The following is a 17,599-nucleotide window of genomic DNA, read 5'->3' as shown; positions in this document are numbered from 1 at the left end:
GCCGGGCAACTGGGCCAAAAGGAGGACACACGGGGTCACTTCGGGAGCGTAACCGTGCGCCGGACGGCGCGTTGTTCCCCGTGACGGCCGTGGCGGGGAAGACCCCCGAGCCCCCACCACGGCCGTAGGGACATCTCCGGTGCCGAAGCCGGGTTACGCCAGGCCGGCGCGCTCCAGGGCCTCGGTGCCGGCGCGCAGCGAGGCGATCCGCTCCTCCAGGGTGAAGCCGGCCGGGTTGAGGGAGAGGGTGGTGACGCCGGCGGCCGCGTACTCCTTCATACGGTCGGCGATGCGGTCCACGGAGCCCAGGAGCGTCGTCTTGTCGATGAGGTCGTGCGGGACGGCCGCCGCGGCGCCCTCCTTGTCGCCCGACAGGTACCTGGCCTGGATCTCGGCGGCCTCCTTCTCGTACCCCATGCGCTGGGCGAGCTGGTTGTAGAAGTTCTGCTTGGGGCTGCCCATACCGCCGACGTACAGGGCGGTGTAGGGGCGGAAGGCGTCGCCGAGCGCGGTCACGTCCTTGTCGTCGCCGAGGGCGAGCGGGAGCGTGGGGCAGACGTCGAACCCGTCCAGGGTCAGGCCGGCCTTCTCCCGCCCGGCGCGCAGGTAGGAGATCGTGGTCTCCTCCAGGTGTTCGGCGGAGGGGAAGATCAGCAGCGCACCGTCGGCGATCTCGCCGGTCTGCTCGAGGTTCTTCGGGCCGATCGCCGCGATGTACAGCGGGATGTGCTCGCGCTGGGGGTGCACGGTCAGTTTGATCGGCTTGCCGGGGCCGCCGGGCAGCGGCAGCGTCCAGTGCTCGCCGTCGTACGACAGCTGTTCGCGCGCCATCGCCTTGCGGACGATCTCGACGTACTCACGCGTGCGGGCGAGCGGCTTGTCGAACTTGACGCCGTACCAGCCCTCGGAGACCTGGGGTCCGGAGACGCCGAGGCCGAGGCGGAAGCGGCCGCCGGAGAGGGAGTCGAGGGTGGCGGCGGTCATCGCGGTCATCGCGGGCTGGCGGGCCGGGATCTGGAAGATGGCCGAGCCGACGTCGATGCGCTCGGTCTTGGCGGCGACCCAGGTGAGCACGGTCGCCGCGTCGGAGCCGTAGGCCTCGGCGGCCCAGCACACGGCATACCCGAGGCGGTCGGCCTCCTGGGCGACCGCGAGGTTGTCCGCATCCATTCCGGCACCCCAGTAGCCGAGATTGAGCCCGAGCTGCATGCCGATCCCCTTACCGATCAGTAACGTCCCTGTTCCGACGACAGTAGCGCGGCTTCGGGGGCCGTGGGCGGTGACGGTGCGCACAGGGGCGGCGACCGGCGGCCCCGACCGGGGAAACTGGTCGTCCACAGGCCCCCACACGGCCAGTTCAGGCCAGTAATGTCGGCGTTCATGGAGCAGAGGCATCTCGGCCGTACCGGCCTTCGTGTGTCCCGTATCGGACTCGGCACGCTCACCTGGGGCAGGGACACCGACGAGCACGACGCCGCGGACCTCCTGAAGACGTTCTGGGAGGCGGGCGGGAGCCTCGTCGACACGGCGGACGTGTACGGCGACGGGGAGGCCGAGTATCTGCTCGGACGTCTCATAGAAGGGCTGGTCCCGCGCCGGGACCTGGTCATCTCGACGAAGGCGGGCAGCGTGGCGGACCCGGACCGCCGGGTCGACGGCTCCCGCGGCCATCTGCTCTCTGCGCTCGACGCCTCGCTGGCCCGCCTGGGAACGGACTACGTCGACGTGTGGCACGTCCACGCCTACGACCCGTACACCCCGCTGGACGAGACCCTGCACGCCCTCGACCTGGCGGTCAGCAGTGGGCGCGCCCGCTATGCCGGGGTGTCCGACTTCTGCGGCTGGCAGCTGGCCAAGGCGGCGACGTGGCAGCTGGCGGTGCCGGGCGCGCGGACCCGGCTGGCGAGCACTCAGATGGAGTACTCGCTGCTGCAGCGCGGCGTGGAGCGCGAGGTGCTGCCGGCCGCCCTCGACCTGGGCATCGGCCTGCTCCCGTCCTCGCCGCTCGGCCGCGGGGTCCTGACCGGCAAGTACCGGGGCGACACCACCCCGGCCGACTCACGCGGCGCCTCCGAGCACCTGGCGCCCTTCGTCGCCCCGTACCTCGACGACACGGCGAGCAGGATCGTCGACGCCGTGCAGACCGCGGCGGACGGGCTCGCGGTGACGCCCCTCCAGGTCGCCCTCGCGTGGATCCGTGACCGGCCCGGGGTGGCCGCGCCCATCATCGGTCCGCGCAACGCGCAGCAGCTCACGGCGGCGTTGTCAGTGGAGGCCCTTAGTCTTCCTGACGAGATCTGCCGGGCGCTGGACGATGTGTCGGCACCCGTGCACCGCTATCCCGATCACGACTGGAGCACGCTGTGAGCACGGAGCCCGAGACCACGGAGCAGAACGAGCCGGGAACCCCGGACGGCCCCGCGGGCCCGGGCGGCGACGGACAGCCGGACAGCACTGAGGCCACCGACACCGGAACAGCGGGAGCGGGGGGCGTCGGGGATGCCGCTGTTCAGATGTCCGAGGCCGAGGCCGAGTTGGCGGCTCAGCAGGTGGAGCGGGAGCGGATCGAGCGGCGTAAGGCGGAGAAGACGGCGCCGATCGCGAGTGGGGCCAAGCTGAGCGGCACGGCCGCCGATCTGCTGGCCGCCGTGCGGGCCGTCGAGAGCGGGGCGAAGGCCACCGCCCCCGCTCCGCTCCGGCCCGCTCCCGAGCCGGTACGGCAGCCGCAGCCGGCGCCGCGGGCCGTCGCGCTCGAGGCCGTGGACGCGGTGCGCGGCGTGCTGGTCGCCGGTGGCGCGCCGGAGTCCCTCGCGGGGCAGGTCGCCGCCGCGCTCGGCGAGGGTGCCGGCGACCGCCTGCGGGCCGACCCCTGGCTGCTGCTGCGGGTCGGCGGTGTCCGGCCCGAACAGGCCGACGGTTTCGCCCGGGTGTTGCTCGGCGCCGGGGCAGCCCCGGACGACGAGCGTCGCGGCCGGGCGCTGACGGGGTGGCTGCTGGAGCAGGCGGCTGTGGCCGGGCACACGGCGCTGGAGTTGCCCGCGCTCGTCGCCGCGCTGGCCCAGCGGGGCGTGCCGGACGCCGACGACGCCGTACAGGCGACCGTCGCGGAGGGCGAGGCGCTGGTCTTCCAGGACGCGCTGGACCCACGCGCACCGGAGCCGGAGGGGGCCGAAGAGGGCGAAGAGGAAGCGGAACGGCCGGTTCGGGTCCTGGTCGGGCTCGAGCGGTACGCCCTCGCCGAGGAGAGCCTCGCCGACGGTCTGGCCCGCCTGGTCAACTCGGTGCCGAAACAGGACGGTACGACCGAGGAGTGGGAGCGCGCGGCGGCCTCGGCGAAGGGGTCGACGGCCGAGCTGATCCGCGCGGTCGCCGGCCACGGCCTGGTCCTGCACACCGGCGGCGAGGCGTCCCTCGCCGAGCCGGCGGCGCTGCTGCGCGTGGCGTCCGCACTCGGGCTGCGGGGGTGGGCGGCCGCCCACACCCCGGCCGGCCGTGACCGTTTCGCCCGGGCCGCGGAGGTTCCCGGTACGACGGTCCCCGTGGCCACCGTGGCCGGCCTCCTCGCCGGAACCGAAGGCCCCGGCCGGGACGCCGAGGGCGCGCTCGACGTGGATCTCCTCGTCGTGCTGGACGCGCCGCAGCTGGACGTGGAGGCCGCCGCCCTGCTCGTCGAGTCGCTGCCGGACGGTGCCCGGCTGATGGTGGCCGGGGATCCGTCGGTGCTGTGGTCGGCGGGGCCCGGCAGGGTGTTCGCGGATCTGCTGGCCGCGCGGATCTGTCCGCAGGTCGCCTCCCGCACCCCGGACCCCGGCCCGCTCGGGGAGCTGGTCTCCGGTATCGGCATCGGGGAGCTGAACCAGGTCGACGCCCCCGGCAAGGAGGTCGTGATCGTGCCGGTGCGGGACGCGGGCGAGGCCGTGCACCGCACCGTGCAGCTGGTCGCGGACTCGGTGCCGCGCGCGATCGGCGTCCCCGCCGAGCAGACGCAGGTGATCACCCCGGGCCACGGGGGCGCGGCCGGCACCCGCGCCCTCAACGCCGCGTTGAAGGAGCGCCTCAACCCCGGCCCCGGCCGCTTCGGCGGCTTCGACCCCGGCGACCGGGTGGCCTACTCCCCCGCCCCGGGCCGTACCCTGCCGGGCCAGGTGGTGAAGGCCGACGCCGAGGGGCTGCACCTGTCCTGCGCCGGTATTGACGTCGTCGTACCGAAGGAGAGGGTGGAGCAGTCCGTCCGTCACGGCTGGGCCCTGACCGCGCACCAGGCGGTGGGCGGCCGATGGCCGGCGGTGGTCGTCGTCCTGCCCGGTGACGCCGCTCAGGCCCTGAGCCGGCCATGGGTCTACACCGCGTTCAGCCGGGCGGACCGCCACCTCTCCGTGGTCCACGGCGTGGACCAGGCCCTTCCCCGAGCGGTCGCCGAGATCCCGGCCAAGTCCCGGACGACCCGCCTCCCCCTCCTGCTGGCGACGCAACTGCCGGCGATCACGTGACCCGCCGACGGCGCGGCGGCGGCCACCAGGACCCTGAGTCCCCCGTGACCGCCGCCGCGCCGTCAGCTGCCTCTACCGTTCGACGTCGAGCGGCTCCAGGTCCTCGTCGCCGTCCAGCTCCCCCTCGAGATCGTCCTCGAGCTCGTCGTCGTCAGGTTCGTCGTCGAAGACGGCGCTGACGTCGAACCGGCAGACCACGCTCTGCGGGTCGACCCCCTCGAACGGCGCCTCCAGCCACTCCCCCGCCTCCACGGGCTCCTCCGTGGCCGTCACCCACAGGGTGGAGTCGCCCTCCTCGAGGCCGAACTCCTTGTGCCGCGAGGCGATCTCGTCGGGTTCGAACTCGCCGAACAGGATGCCCAGGGCCCCGTGGATCGTGCCGGAGGCCAACGCGCCCGTGCTGTCGTCGTCCGCCGCCTCCACTCGCTGTGCCTGCGCCAGCAGCCGCTGCGGCTGGGCCACCGCGTAGTCGCGGCGGATCAGCACGCTCAGCGCGTTCGGTTCCTCGGGGCCCGTGTAGGGCGGCAGGGAGTCGTCGGCGCCGGGGATCTCGAAGGGGGTCACCTCGTCGTAGCGGTCGTAGAGCAGCTCGTCGTACGCCTCGGCGGCCGCCGCCAGTTGGTTGAACGCCTCGTAGACGGCCGGGTCGTCCTCACCCGACCTGCGTTCGACCGCCGCCAGATGACGGTCGAGCGCGGTCTTGACCGCCTCGGCGGCGGCGCGTACCTCGGCAGCGGTGGGCTGCGCAGCATCAGACATAGTGCAGACGCTATCCGTACCGGGCCCCAGCCCGCACAATAGATGCGATGCCGGAATACGAATTTGTCGACGTGTACGTGCCACGCGGGGTGTCCCGCAAGGACGCCACACGCCTGCTGACGGACCATGCCGAGTACGGACACTGGGAGTTGGACCGCCTCAGCCTGATGCGCGACGGCAGCCGCAGGGTGCGGTTGCGTCGGCGGATCATCCGCCAGGTGCGCGCCACGTGGTGAGCTGAGGCGTCCGCGGAGACGACGGAATCGGAGCGGGCCCCGCCGATACGGGGCCCGCTCCGTGATGCGTTCACGAGGTGCTACGCCCTGGCTCGCGCCTTCCGGTACATCAGCGCACCTCCGAGCAGCGCACCCGCGCCGACCGGGAGGACGACGCCCAGCGGCAGGTCGCTGCCGGTGTGGGCGAGCTGTGCGGTGGCGAGCGGCCGGCCGGCCGACTCGGCGCCCTGGAGATGGACGTTCACAGAGCGGCCCCGTCCCTTGCCGCCCGGAACGGACCCCGTGCCCGGGGTGCCGGGGTGCGTGGGCCCCGTGGGGTTGCCAGGGTGGCCCGGCCGGCCCGGGTGACCGGGCTGCCCCGGATGACCGGGCTGCCCCGGGTGACCGGGCTGTCCCGGCGTCCCCGGCGGTGGTGTCCCGTGGCAGTCTCCCGGGGGCGTGCCGTGGCCGGCGCCCGGGGCGCCGCCGTTCGCGCAGTCGTTCCCTGTCGCGGAGTTGCCGACACCGACGACGTCGACGGTGTTGCCGCACACGTTCACGGGGACGTCGACGGGTGCCTGGACGTGGTTGCCCGAGCCGACGCCGGGCGAGCCGCCGGTGTGTCCGCCGGCCTGTGAGCCGGTACCGCTTCCGTGGCCGCCGGAGTCCCCGTCTCCGCCCGAGGGGGAACCGCCGCCCCCGCCCTGGTTGACGCACCTGTTGCCCACCGCCGGGTTGAGCACTCCGACGATGTTGACCGTGTTGCCACACACGTTCACCGGGATGTGCACCGGCGCCTGCACCGTGTTGCCCGACAGCACGCCGGGCGAGTCTGAACTGGAGCCGATCGCCCCCGAGTCGGCGTGTGCGGCCCCGCCCACGGCGGCGAGCACGCCGGTCGCGGCCGCCACGGTCATCAGGCCCTTGCGGGTGACCTGTCGCATTGCTGAATTCCCCCCTGCCTTCGATTCCTGACCTGGTTCTCGCCGACCTGGATCTCCCGGACCCGATCACGCGAAAAGGCCGGTCGGTCCCGGAGCGCATGGCACGCGCTCCGGAGCCGACGGGCGTGAACAAACAACCCTCAGGGGGCTGACGTCACTTGTTGATGCAGGTGTTGCCGAAGGCGGGGTTCAGCAGCCCGATCACGGAGACCGTGTTGCCGCAGACGTTCACCGGGATGTGCACCGGAACCTGAACGACGTTGCCGGAAACGACACCCGGGGAGTGCACCGCGGCACCCTGAGCGCCGGAGTCGGCGACGGCCAGGCCCGCACCCGCGAGAACCAGACCACCGGTGGCAGCCGCAGCAGCGACGACCTTCTTGATCATTATTCCTCCTTGTTGGCAATGCGGTCCCAAGTAGCGGATCGCATCACCTGTAACGAGGAGGGAGTAATGGAGCTACGAGCTTATGAGCGCATTCACTCGTTGTCGGTCAGTTCCGTACACGCTGCCGATTACGGAGTCACGAGGCGTCGATGAACCGGTCGAGGACGCGCACACCGAACTTCAGGCCGTCGACCGGCACCCGCTCGTCCACGCCGTGGAACATGCCGGCGAAGTCCAGCTCCGGCGGCAGCCTGAGCGGCGCGAAGCCGAAGCCGCGGATGCCGAGGTCGTCGAAGGACTTGGCGTCCGTGCCGCCGGAGAGCATGTAGGGGATCGCCTTCGCGGTCGGGTCCTCGGCCAGCAGCGAAGACTGCATGGCCTCCACCAGGGCGCCGTCGAAGGTGGTCTCCAGGGCCTTGTCGGAGTGCACGTCCTCACGGCGCACCGTGGGCCCGAGGATCCGGTCGAGGTCGGCGAGGAACTCCTCCTCGTGCCCCGGCAGGAACCGTCCGTCGACGTGCGCGGTGGCCTCGCCCGGGATGACGTTGACCTTGTAGCCGGCGCCCAGCTGCGTGGGGTTGGCGGTGTTGCTGAGGGTCGCGCCGATCAGCTTGGCGATGCCGCCGAGCCGGGCGAGCGTCGACTCCATGTCCTCCGGGTCGAGTTGCGTGCCCAGCGCGTCGCCGAGCTCGTCCAGGAAGGCGCGGGTGGTCTTTGTGACGCGGACCGGGAACGTGTGCCGGCCGAGCCGCGCGACGGCCTCCGACAGCTCGGTGATCGCGTTGTCGCGGTGGATCATCGAGCCGTGTCCGGCGGTTCCGGCCACGGTCAGCTTCATCCAGTGCATGCCCTTCTCGGCCGTCTGGATCAGGTAGAGCCGCCGCTGCTCGCTCACGGTGAAGGAGAAGCCGCCGACTTCGCTGATCGCCTCGGTCACGCCCTCGAAGAGGTCGGGGTGTCGGTCGACGAGATGCCGGGCGCCGTAGGTGCCGCCCGCCTCCTCGTCGGCGAGGAAGGCGAGGACGATGTCCCGCGGGGGCCTGCGTCCGCTCCTGAGCCGGTCGCGCACGACCGCGAGGGTCATGGCGTCCATGTCCTTCATGTCGACGGCCCCGCGCCCCCACACGCACCCGTCGGTGACCTCGCCGGAGAAGGGGTGGTGGGTCCAGTCGTCGGCGTTGGCGGGAACGACGTCCAGGTGGCCGTGGATCAGCAGCGCGGGCCGGGAGGGGTCCTCGCCCTCGATGCGGGCGACGGTCGAGGCGCGGCCCGGGTGCGATTCGAAGATCCGCGGTTCCAGGCCGACCTCGGCGAGCTTCTCGGCGGTCCACTCGGCGGCCTTGCGCTCGCCGGGTCCGGAGTGGTCGCCGTAGTTGCTGGTGTCGATCCGGATGAGCTCGCGGCAGAGGTCCACGACCTCGTCCTCGCCGGTGACGGTCCTGGTCGTGTCCGTGTCGCTCACGCTGCTTCCTCCCGCTGTCACTGCTGGTGGTCCCCTCATCCTCCCCCTCACCCCCGGCGCACCCCAAGACCGGGCCGGGCCCGTCACACGCCGTTCACGGGAGCGGCAGGGTCGCAGCGGGGGTGATCGGACACCCCTCGGAAGCCTGGTAATGTTTCCCTCGTCGCCGCGGGAGACCTCGCGCGACAGACACCTTGTCCGGGTGGCGGAATGGCAGACGCGCTAGCTTGAGGTGCTAGTGCCCTTTATCGGGCGTGGGGGTTCAAGTCCCCCCTCGGACACCAGCCCAGCCGAATCCCCCGGCCGCTCTGCGGCCGGGGGATTCGTCGTCTGTGTCCCCTTGCTCGCTGTATGTGGGGCATCTCTCGCTCGCCGTGAAGATCACCAGGTCACAGGCGTGCGGTGGGGGCCGCGGCACCACCCGGACGGCCTCTTCGGGTGGCTGTTCCAGCGGGGCGAACCTAGCGTCGTACTAAAATTTCCGGCTTGTTACGAGCTGGAGCCGGACAACCCCAGGCAGACCTGCGGGCCCTCCAGCGCCCCGGAGGCTTCCGGGATCGAGACGCGAGGACCGATGGCAGCCATAGACGAGAGCAGTGCTCTCGGCCTGCTCGACGAAGAGTTCAGCGCAGAGATCCGTGAACAGTTCGGCGACACCGCCCGTTTCTCCGGGGGGCCCGCCGCCTCTCCCCGCACGCTCGTCGACGTCTTCGACGCCTCCGTGCGCTCCTTCCCGGACGAGCTCGCCCTGGACGACGGGGTGGCCCGGCTGACCTACCGCGCGCTGGCCGCCGAGGTCGAGCGGCTGCGGCGCCGGCTCGGCGAGGCCGGGGTGGGGCTCGGCGACCGGGTGGGTGTCCGAGTGCCGTCGGGCACCAACGACCTCTACGTCGCGATCCTGGCGGTCCTCGCCGCCGGTGCCGCCTACGTCCCCGTGGACGCCGAGGACCCCGACGAGCGGGCCGAGCTGGTGTTCGGGGAGGCGGAGGTCCGGGCCGTGATCGGCGCCGGGCACGAACTGACCGTCCACGGGCGGGCCGGCACCCCCGCCGCCCGTCCCGGCGTCGAGCACGACGCGTGGATCATCTTCACCTCCGGATCCACCGGCAAGCCCAAGGGTGTCGCCGTCAGCCACCGCAGCGCCGCCGCGTTCGTGGACGCGGAGGCCGCGCTGTTCCTCACCGACGACCCCATCGGTCCCGGTGACAGGGTCATGGCGGGCCTGTCGGTCGCCTTCGACGCGTCCTGCGAGGAGATGTGGCTCGCCTGGCGCTACGGCGCCTGTCTGGTGCCGGTGCCGCGTGCGCAGGTCCGCAGCGGTGCCGACCTGGGCCCCTGGCTGGTGGAGCAGGAGATCACCGTGGTGTCCACGGTGCCCACGCTCGCCGCGCTGTGGGAGCCGGAGACCCTCAACGACGTCCGCCTGCTGATCTTCGGCGGCGAGGCCTGCCCGCCCGAGCTGGTGCAGCGGCTGGTGACGGAGGGGCGCGAGGTCTGGAACACGTACGGGCCGACCGAGGCGACCGTCGTCGCCTGTGCCTCTCTCATGTCCGGCGAGGAGCCGGTCCGCATCGGGCTGCCGCTGGACGGCTGGGAGCTGGCCGTCGTGGACGAGGCCGGGGAGCCCGTACCGATGGGCGCCAGCGGCCAGTTGGTGATCGGGGGCGTGGGCCTCGCCCGGTATCTCGACCCGGGGAAGGACGCGGAGAAGTACGCGCCCCTCGCCTCGCTGGGCTGGGAGCGCGCGTACCGCAGCGGTGACCTGGTGAAGGCCGAGCCCGAGGGGCTGGTGTTCCTCGGGCGGGCCGACGAGCAGATCAAACTCGGCGGGCGCCGGATCGAACTCGGCGAGGTGGACGCCGCGTTGCAGGCGCTGCCCGGGGTGGCCGGGGCGGCCGCCGCCGTGCGCACCGCCCGCAGCGGCAACCAGCTGCTCGTCGGTTATGTCGTCACCCAGGACGGCTGGGACCAGGCGGCCGCCGTCGAGAAGCTGCGCGCCGAACTGCCCGCCGCGCTCGTGCCGTTGCTGGCGCCGGTCGAGGAGCTGCCGACCCGGACCAGCGGCAAGGTCGACCGCAACGCCCTGCCCTGGCCGCTGGAGGGCCTGGAGACCGGCGGGCCGGCCGAGCGGCTCTACGGCACCGAGGCATGGCTGGCCGAGCAGTGGACGGAGGTCCTCGGCATCCCGGTCACCGGCGCCCGGGACGACTTCTTCGCGATCGGCGGCAGCAGCCTGGCCGCCGCGCAGCTGACGACGAGGCTGCGCACCCGGTACCCGAGCGCGGCAGTCCTCGACATCTACCAGCAGCCCACTCTGCGCAAACTGGCCCGCCGACTGGAGGAGTCCGCGCAGGACGACGGTGCCCGGCGCACCGTCGCCCCGGTGCCGACCCGCGCCAAGGTGCTCCAAATGCTGCTGCTCGTCCCGCTGTTCACGCTGCTGGGCCTGCGCTGGACCCTCGTGCTGGCCGCGCTCGGCAATCTGCTGCCCGCCTGGTCCTGGCTGCCGACGGCCCCCTGGTGGCTGCTCGCGGCCGGCGCCGTCGCGCTGTTCAGCCCTCCCGGTCGGCTCGCGATCGCCGCGGGCGGTGCGCGGCTGCTGCTGCGGGGCGTCGAGCCCGGCCGGTACCCGCGTGGTGGCGGGGTCCATCTGCGGCTGTGGACCGCCGAGCGGCTGGCCGAGTTCAGCGGCGCGACCACACTGACCGGTTCCTGGCTGGAGCGGTACGCCCGTGCGCTGGGCGCCAAGGTCGGCCAGGACGTCGACCTGCACTCGCTGCCACCGGTCACCGGGCTGCTCAAGCTGGGCCGGGGCGCCGCCGTGGAGTCCGAGGTGGACCTGTCCGGCTGGTGGCTGGACGGCGACCGGCTGGAGATCGGCCAGGTCAAGGTCGGCGCGCACGCCACCGTCGGCACCCGCAGCATGCTCTTCCCGGGCGCCCGCGTCGGCAAGCGGGCGGAGGTCGCCCCCGGTTCGGCGGTGAGCGGGCAGATCCCGACCGGTCAGCGCTGGGCGGGTGCGCCCGCGGTGAAGCTGGGCAGGGCCAAGCGGAACTGGCCGAAGGAGCGCCCGCAGCGGGGCACGTACTGGCGGGTGATGTACGGCCTGACGGGTCTCGTGCTGTCCGCGCTGCCGCTCCTCGCGGGCGGGGCGGCCCTTCTCGTGGCGCACGCCCTGATCGACCCGGCAGCGCCGCTGCGCGGCGCCGCGCTCGCCCTGGTGCCGGCGACGCTGGCCTTCGGGGCGGCGTACGCGCTGCTGATCCTGGTCGGGGTGCGGCTGCTGAGCGTGGGCCTGCGCGAGGGGACGTACCCGACGCACAGCCGGACGGGCTGGCAGGCGTGGACGGTCACGCAGCTGATGGACCGCTCGCGGGAGACTCTGTTCCCGCTGTACGCCGGGCTGGTCACGCCGGTGTGGCTGCGGCTGCTTGGGATGCGGATCGGACGGGGCGCCGAGGTGTCGACGGTGCTGGCGCTGCCGAGCCTCACGACGGTCGGCGAGGGCGCGTTCCTGGCCGACGACACGCTGACCGCGCCGTACGAGCTCGGGGGCGGCTGGATGCGGATCGGGCGCGCCGAGATCGGGCGGCGGGCGTTCCTGGGGAACTCCGGGATGACCGCGCCGGGCCGCAGCGTGCCGGACGGCGGGCTCGTGGGCGTGCTGTCCGCGACGCCGAAGAAGGCGAAGAAGGGCAGCTCGTATCTGGGGCTGCCGCCGGTGAAGCTGCCGCGGAACGCCGAGAGCGGGGACCAGAGCCGTACGTACGACCCGTCGGCGCGGCTGCTGTGGGCGCGCGGGCTGGTGGAGCTGTGCCGGATCGTGCCGGTGTTCTGCTCGGCGGCGATCGCGGCCGCAACGGCGGCGGTGCTGTGCCTGCTCGGGCCGTGGGCCGCCCTGCTGTCGGGAGTGGTGCTGCTCGGGGCCGGTGCGGTGGCCGCGCTGGTGTCGATCGTCGCGAAGTGGCTGCTGGTGGGCCGGCACCGCACCGGTGAGCACCCGCTGTGGAGCGGTTACGTCTGGCGCAACGAGCTCGCCGACACCTTCGTCGAGGTCGTGGCCGTGCCCTGGCTCGCGGGTTCCGTACCGGGTACGCCGGTGATGACCGCGTGGCTGCGCGGGCTGGGTGCACGGATCGGCTCGGGCGTTTGGGTCGAGAGCTACTGGCTGCCGGAGACCGACCTGGTGACCCTCGGGGACGCGGCGAGCGTGAACCGGGGCTGCGTCCTGCAGACCCACCTCTTCCACGATCGGATCTTGCGGACGGATACTGTTGTCCTCCGTGAGGGCGCCACGCTGGGCCCTGGCGGGATCGTGCTGCCCGGCAGCACGGTCGGGGCCCGCACCACGCTGGGCCCCGCGTCGCTCGTCATGGCCGCGGAGTCCGTCCCGGACGACACCCGCTGGCTGGGCAACCCGATCGAGGCATGGCGTCCCTGAGCGCGGGTCCTCCCGGCTCCCGCTTCGGCGCCCCTGAGGCGATGGGTGTCGCGTGCGGTGCACCGGCGGCAGCGAGTGGTTCGACGGCGCAGGGAGCAGAAGCGGCAGTGGCGGTTCAGCAGTCGGCGGGTACGGACCCTTACTTCCCGGAACACGGTGACACCCGTTACCGCGTGCACCGGTACGAGCTCACGCTGGACTACCGCCCGGGCCCGAACCGGCTGGCGGGCAGCGCCCGGATCAACGCCATAGCGGGTCGTTCGCCGCTCGCCGAGTTCACCCTCAACCTGGCCGACTTCAAGATCGGCCGGGTCAAGGTGGACGGCCGTCCGGCGCACTACACCCACCGCGGCGGCCGGCTGCGGGTGCGTCCCGGCAAGCCGGTCCGCCCGGGTGCCGCCTTCACGGTCGAGGTGCACTGGTCGGGCAACCCCAAGCCGGTGGCGAGCCCCTGGGGCGGGCTGGGCTGGGAGGAACTGGAGGACGGGGCGCTGGTGGCGAGCCAGCCGGTCGGCGCGCCGTCCTGGTACCCGTGCAACGACCGGCCCGCCGACAAGGCCTCGTACCAGATCTCGGTGACGACGCCGTCCGCGTACGCGGTGGTCGCGGGCGGGCGCCTGCTGACCCGGACCACGAAGGCGTCCACGACGACCTGGGTGTACGAGCAGGCCGCGCCGACCTCGAGCTATCTCGTGGGTCTGGCGATCGGCAAGTACCAGACGGTGCTGCTGGGCGACCCGGGGCCGGGCGGGGTGCCGCAGCACGGGCACATCCCGGCGCACCTGCTGCCCCGGTTCTCGCGGGACTTCGCACGGCAGCCGCAGATGATGGAGCTGTTCCAGGAGCTGTTCGGGCCCTACCCGTTCGACGAGTACGCGATCGTGGTGACCGAGGAGGAACTCGACGTGCCCGTCGAGGCACAGGGGTTGTCGCTGTTCGGCGCCAACCACGTGGACGGGGCGCGGGGTTGGGAGCGGCTGGTGGCGCACGAGCTGGCGCACCAGTGGTTCGGCAACAGCGTGTCCATCGCGGACTGGCGGCACATCTGGCTCAACGAGGGGTTCGCCAAGTACGCGGAGTGGCTGTGGTCGGAGCGCTCCGGCGGGCGCAGCGCACAGCAACTGGCCGCCGCCGCGCACCGGTCGCTGTCCGCGCAGCCGCAGGACCTGCGGCTGGCCGATCCCGGGCGCAAGTCGATGTTCGACGACCGGCTCTACGAGCGCGGTGGGCTCACCGTGCACGCGGTGCGCTGTGCGCTGGGCGACGAGGCCTTCTTCCGGATGCTGCGCGGCTGGGCGGGGCTGCACCGGGGCGGGGCGGTGACGACGACGACGTTCACGGCGCACGTGGGCCGTTACGCGGACGAGCCGCTGGACGGCCTCTTCGACGCGTGGCTGTACGGCACGCGGCTGCCCCCGCTGCCCAGCCAGATCCCGGCGCGTCCGACGCACCCGCCGACCAACGCCGAGTCGGCGTAGGCGGCGGGCGGGCACAATGGCCTCCATGTCCCGACGCCCCTCGCCGTCCCGGCGGCAGCACGGTTCCGCGCCCGCCGCCTCGTGTCCGTGCGGTCTCGCCGAGACGTACGAGAGGTGCTGTGGCCGCTTCCACCGCGGCGAGGCTGTGGCGCCCACCGCCGAGGCGCTGATGCGCTCGCGCTACAGCGCCTTCGTCAGGCGCGACGAGCCCTACCTGCTGCGGACCTGGCACCCACGGACCCGTCCCGCCCGGGTCGAATTCGACCCGGGGATGCGCTGGACCGGTCTGGAGATCCTGGACACCAACGACGGCTCGGCCTTCCACTCCACCGGCACGGTGACCTTCCGCGCCTCCTTCAAGGGCGGTTCACTGCACGAGCGCAGCCGGTTCGAGCGGGTCGACGGGGCGTGGGTGTACGTGGACGGGGAGTTCCTGGACTGACGGTGCCTGGTGCCGCGGCACTAGGGCGCCAGAATGTCCAGTTCCTGCAGGGCCCCCACCGTGATCTCGCGGGTCAGTCGTTCCGCGCGCAGGGCGTCACCCTCGCGTACGGCGTCCGCGACCTGGACGTGGAGGGTGACGGCGGCCGGGTCGGGGTCCTCGAACATCACGTCGTGGTGGGTGCGGCCGGAGAGGACCTCGGCGACGACGTCCCCCAGCCGGGCGAACATCTCGTTGCCGGAGGCGGTGAGGATCACCCGGTGGAAGGCCACGTCGTGGACGAGGTAGCCCTCCAGTTTGTGGCCGCGCGAGTTGGCGACCATGCCGAGCGCGCACTCGGTGAGCTCGGCGCACTGCTCGGCGCTCGCGTGCCGGGCGGCGAGTCCCGCCGCGACCGGCTCGACGGCCGAGCGCAGGACGGTCAGCGAGCGCAACTGGTGGGGGCGGTCGGCGCCGGCCAGGCGCCAGCGGATGACCTGCGGGTCGTAGACGTTCCACTCGGACTTGGGGCGGACGGTCACGCCCACCCGGCGGCGGGACTCGACCAGGTGCATGGACTCCAGGACACGGACCGCCTCGCGCATCACCGAGCGTGACACGTCGAAACGCTGGGCCAGCTCGTCGGTGCGCAGGACGCTGCCCGGCGGGTACTCGCCCGCGGTGATCGCGGGCCCGAGGGTGTCCAGTACATGGCCGTGCAGCCCCCGGCCCGGTGTGGTCATGCACTCAGCGTACGGGGTGGATCACAGAGACAAAAAGTCAGACTTATTCAGTCCGAGGTATTGAATTCGTCGTACCTAATGGGTTTCATCTACGTCGACATCATGTGTCGAAGAGGACAGTGAGGCAGCGATGAGCACCCCCCATGTCGTCGTGGTGATGGGTGTCGCGGGCACCGGGAAGACCACCATCGGTCCCCTGCTCGCGGCCCGGCTCGGCGTTCCGTACGCCGAGGGCGACGACTTCCACCCGCAGGCCAACATCGTCAAGATGTCGGCCGGCGTCCCGCTCGACGACGCGGACCGGTGGCCGTGGCTCGACGCCATCGGTGCCTGGGCGCACGGGCGGGCCGGACTCGGCGGGGTGGTCAGCAGCTCGGCGCTGAAGCGGTCCTACCGCGACCGGCTGCGGGCCGCCGCCCCCGGCGTCGTCTTCGTGCACCTCACAGGCGACCGTGCCCTGATCGAGGACCGGATGTCGCACCGGCAGGGGCACTTCATGCCGACGGCACTGCTCGACTCCCAGTTCGCCACGCTCCAGCCGCTGGAGCCGGACGAGGCGGGGGTCGTGGTGGACGTCGCCGGCAGCCCCGAAGAGATCACCGAACGGGCCATGAAGGCGCTGAGCGCCCTTCCCCACCCGGCCCGGTAGCACCAGCACCCCCACCCACCTCCCCGTACCTGCAAGGGATCCACCGTGACCAGACTCAGCGTCGAGATGCTGGCAGCGGACGCGCCCGCGCCGATCACCTCGGCCGGCCACGCCCAGCTGGGCATCGCCGTCCTCTTGGGCATCGCCGTCATCGTCGTGCTCATCACCCGGTTCAAACTGCACGCCTTCCTGTCCCTGACGATCGGGTCGCTGGTGCTCGGCGCCGTCGCGGGGGCCCCGCTCGACAAGGTGATCACCAGCTTCACCACCGGGCTCGGCACCACGGTCGCGAGCGTCGGCGTGCTGATCGCCCTGGGCTCGATCCTCGGCAAGATGCTCGCCGACTCGGGCGGAGCGGACCAGATCGTCGACACCATCATCGCCAGGGCCGGCGGCCGGGCGATGCCGTGGGCGATGGTGCTGATCGCCTCGGTCATCGGACTCCCGCTGTTCTTCGAGGTCGGGATCGTGCTGCTGATCCCGGTCGTGCTGATGGTCGCCAAGCGAGGCAACTACTCGGTCATGCGCATCGGTATCCCGGCGCTCGCCGGCCTGTCCGTGATGCACGGCCTGGTCCCGCCGCACCCCGGCCCGCTGGTCGCGATCTCCGCCGTCAAGGCCAACCTCGGTGTGACGCTGGCGCTGGGCATCCTGGTCGCCATCCCGACGGTGATCATCGCCGGCCCACTGTTCTCCAAGGTCGCCGCCCGCTGGGTGGACGTCCCGGTCCCCGAGCGGATGCTGCCGCCGCGCGCGTCCGAGGAACTGGAGAACCGGCCCGGCTTCGGCGCCACCCTGGGCACCGTCCTGCTGCCGGTCGTACTGATGCTGTCCAAGGCCCTGGTCGACATCGTGATCGACGACCCGGCCAACCTCACCCAGCGCGTCTTCGACGTCATAGGCAACCCGCTGATCGCCCTGCTCGCCGCCGTGCTCGTCGGCATCTTCACGCTGCTGCGGCCCGCCGGCTTCGGCCGGGAGCGGCTCACGCCGCTGGTGGAGCTGGGCCTCGCGCCCATCGCCGGCATCCTGCTGATCGTGGGCGCGGGCGGCGGCTTCAAGCAGACGCTGATCGACACCGGTGTGGGCAAGATGATTCTGGACATCTCCAAGAACTGGTCGATCCCGGCGCTGCTGCTGGCCTGGCTGATCGCGGTGATCATCCGACTCGCCACCGGCTCGGCGACCGTGGCGACGGTCTCGGCGGCCGGCCTGGTCGCCCCGCTCGCGGCCGACATGTCGACCACGCACACGGCCCTGCTGGTGCTGGCCATCGGCGCCGGTTCGCTCTTCTTCAGCCATGTCAACGACGCCGGGTTCTGGCTGGTGAAGGAGTACTTCGGCCTGAGCGTGGGCCAGACCCTGAAGACCTGGTCGGTCATGGAGACGATCATCTCCGTGGTCGCGGGCGGCCTGGTCCTGCTCCTGTCACTGGTCATCTAGCTTGGCGTTTATGCTCGGCGGGCTTGGTGTTCCTTGATCGACTCGGCGCGTTTGACCGTCTTGCCGACGTCGTGACGTGTGGCCCGGTGCTTGTTCTTCGAGCCGGGAGGCCGTCCCGGGCCCGGCTTGGACGGTTTCGGTGCGGCCGCTGGACGGGCCGCCGTCG

Annotated in this window: 14 protein-coding genes, 1 tRNA gene and 1 pseudogene; 9 read left to right on the top strand and 7 right to left on the bottom strand. The window is 72.3% G+C overall.

Going from position 1 to position 17,599, the window contains the following annotated elements; translation table 11 throughout:
• Positions 1–153: 153 nt before the first annotated feature.
• The gene (locus ACIRVK_RS08105) at positions 154–1,209 is read right to left on the bottom strand and encodes an LLM class F420-dependent oxidoreductase (RefSeq protein ID WP_404244601.1); all 1,056 of its coding nucleotides are present in this window, start codon (positions 1,207–1,209) and stop codon (positions 154–156) included.
• Positions 1,210–1,380: 171 nt separating this feature from the next.
• Here ACIRVK_RS08105 and ACIRVK_RS08100 point away from each other — a divergent pair, with 171 nt between their 5' ends.
• Together ACIRVK_RS08100 and ACIRVK_RS08095 are read left to right on the top strand one after the other, a co-directional pair.
• Positions 1,381–2,367, top strand: a complete 987-nt coding sequence (locus ACIRVK_RS08100; RefSeq protein ID WP_404244600.1) for an aldo/keto reductase — start codon at positions 1,381–1,383, stop codon at positions 2,365–2,367.
• Entirely contained in the window at positions 2,364–4,490 is a 2,127-nt protein-coding gene (locus tag ACIRVK_RS08095) for an ATP-binding domain-containing protein (protein ID WP_404244599.1), read from the top strand. The genes ACIRVK_RS08100 and ACIRVK_RS08095 overlap by 4 nt, the downstream gene beginning before the upstream one ends.
• 72 nt (positions 4,491–4,562) lie before the next feature.
• Here the strand turns inward: ACIRVK_RS08095 and ACIRVK_RS08090 are convergent, their stop codons facing one another.
• A complete protein-coding gene (locus tag ACIRVK_RS08090; protein WP_404244598.1) occupies positions 4,563–5,249 on the bottom strand; it encodes a hypothetical protein in 687 nt (228 codons plus the stop codon).
• A gap of 47 nt (positions 5,250–5,296) precedes the next feature.
• Here ACIRVK_RS08090 and ACIRVK_RS08085 point away from each other — a divergent pair, with 47 nt between their 5' ends.
• The gene (locus tag ACIRVK_RS08085) at positions 5,297–5,485 is read left to right on the top strand and encodes a DUF5703 family protein (protein ID WP_007380901.1); all 189 of its coding nucleotides are present in this window, start codon (positions 5,297–5,299) and stop codon (positions 5,483–5,485) included.
• Between the two features lie 80 nt (positions 5,486–5,565).
• On the opposite strand, the gene ACIRVK_RS08080 is transcribed toward ACIRVK_RS08085, so the two are convergent.
• From ACIRVK_RS08080 to ACIRVK_RS08070, 3 genes are all read right to left on the bottom strand, one after another.
• Positions 5,566–6,408 (bottom strand): chaplin, encoded by an 843-nt coding sequence (locus tag ACIRVK_RS08080; protein ID WP_404244596.1) that lies wholly within the window; start codon positions 6,406–6,408, stop codon positions 5,566–5,568.
• Between the two features lie 154 nt (positions 6,409–6,562).
• Positions 6,563–6,796: a chaplin ChpH gene (chpH, locus tag ACIRVK_RS08075; protein ID WP_404244595.1), complete on the bottom strand. Its 234-nt coding sequence runs from the start codon at positions 6,794–6,796 to the stop codon at positions 6,563–6,565.
• 136 nt (positions 6,797–6,932) lie between these two features.
• Positions 6,933–8,258 (bottom strand): M20/M25/M40 family metallo-hydrolase, encoded by a 1,326-nt coding sequence (locus ACIRVK_RS08070; RefSeq protein ID WP_404244594.1) that lies wholly within the window; start codon positions 8,256–8,258, stop codon positions 6,933–6,935.
• A 196-nt stretch (positions 8,259–8,454) separates the two neighbouring features.
• Here ACIRVK_RS08070 and ACIRVK_RS08065 point away from each other — a divergent pair.
• The 4 genes from ACIRVK_RS08065 to ACIRVK_RS08050 all read left to right on the top strand — a co-directional run bounded on the left by ACIRVK_RS08065 (position 8,455) and on the right by ACIRVK_RS08050 (position 14,619).
• Positions 8,455–8,542: transfer RNA gene (locus ACIRVK_RS08065), tRNA-Leu, on the top strand.
• 290 nt (positions 8,543–8,832) lie between these two features.
• On the top strand, positions 8,833–12,699 hold the full coding sequence (locus ACIRVK_RS08060) for a Pls/PosA family non-ribosomal peptide synthetase (RefSeq protein WP_404244593.1): 3,867 nt from the start codon (positions 8,833–8,835) through the stop codon (positions 12,697–12,699).
• Positions 12,700–12,806: 107 nt separating this feature from the next.
• A complete protein-coding gene (locus ACIRVK_RS08055; protein WP_404244592.1) occupies positions 12,807–14,177 on the top strand; it encodes a M1 family metallopeptidase in 1,371 nt (456 codons plus the stop codon).
• Positions 14,178–14,202: 25 nt separating this feature from the next.
• Complete coding sequence (locus ACIRVK_RS08050) at positions 14,203–14,619, top strand: YchJ family protein (protein WP_404244590.1); 417 nt, start codon at positions 14,203–14,205, stop codon at positions 14,617–14,619.
• Between the two features lie 20 nt (positions 14,620–14,639).
• On the opposite strand, the gene ACIRVK_RS08045 is transcribed toward ACIRVK_RS08050, so the two are convergent.
• A complete protein-coding gene (locus ACIRVK_RS08045; protein WP_404244588.1) occupies positions 14,640–15,341 on the bottom strand; it encodes a FadR/GntR family transcriptional regulator in 702 nt (233 codons plus the stop codon).
• A gap of 130 nt (positions 15,342–15,471) precedes the next feature.
• Here ACIRVK_RS08045 and ACIRVK_RS08040 point away from each other — a divergent pair, with 130 nt between their 5' ends.
• Together ACIRVK_RS08040 and ACIRVK_RS08035 are read left to right on the top strand one after the other, a co-directional pair.
• Positions 15,472–15,990, top strand: coding sequence for a gluconokinase (locus ACIRVK_RS08040; protein ID WP_404244587.1), 519 nt, complete (start codon positions 15,472–15,474; stop codon positions 15,988–15,990).
• 45 nt (positions 15,991–16,035) lie between these two features.
• Entirely contained in the window at positions 16,036–17,433 is a 1,398-nt protein-coding gene (locus ACIRVK_RS08035) for a GntP family permease (RefSeq protein WP_404244586.1), read from the top strand.
• Between the two features lie 8 nt (positions 17,434–17,441).
• Here ACIRVK_RS08035 and ACIRVK_RS08030 read toward each other — a convergent pair.
• A pseudogene (locus ACIRVK_RS08030) lies at positions 17,442–17,599 on the bottom strand (transposase); the annotation flags it as partial.

The organism is Streptomyces sp. NPDC101152, from assembly GCF_044768275.1.
Lineage (GTDB): Bacteria > Actinomycetota > Actinomycetes > Streptomycetales > Streptomycetaceae > Streptomyces.
The sequence above is the reverse complement of the archived record's forward strand: the minus strand, read 5'-3'. Positions and strand labels throughout refer to the sequence as shown.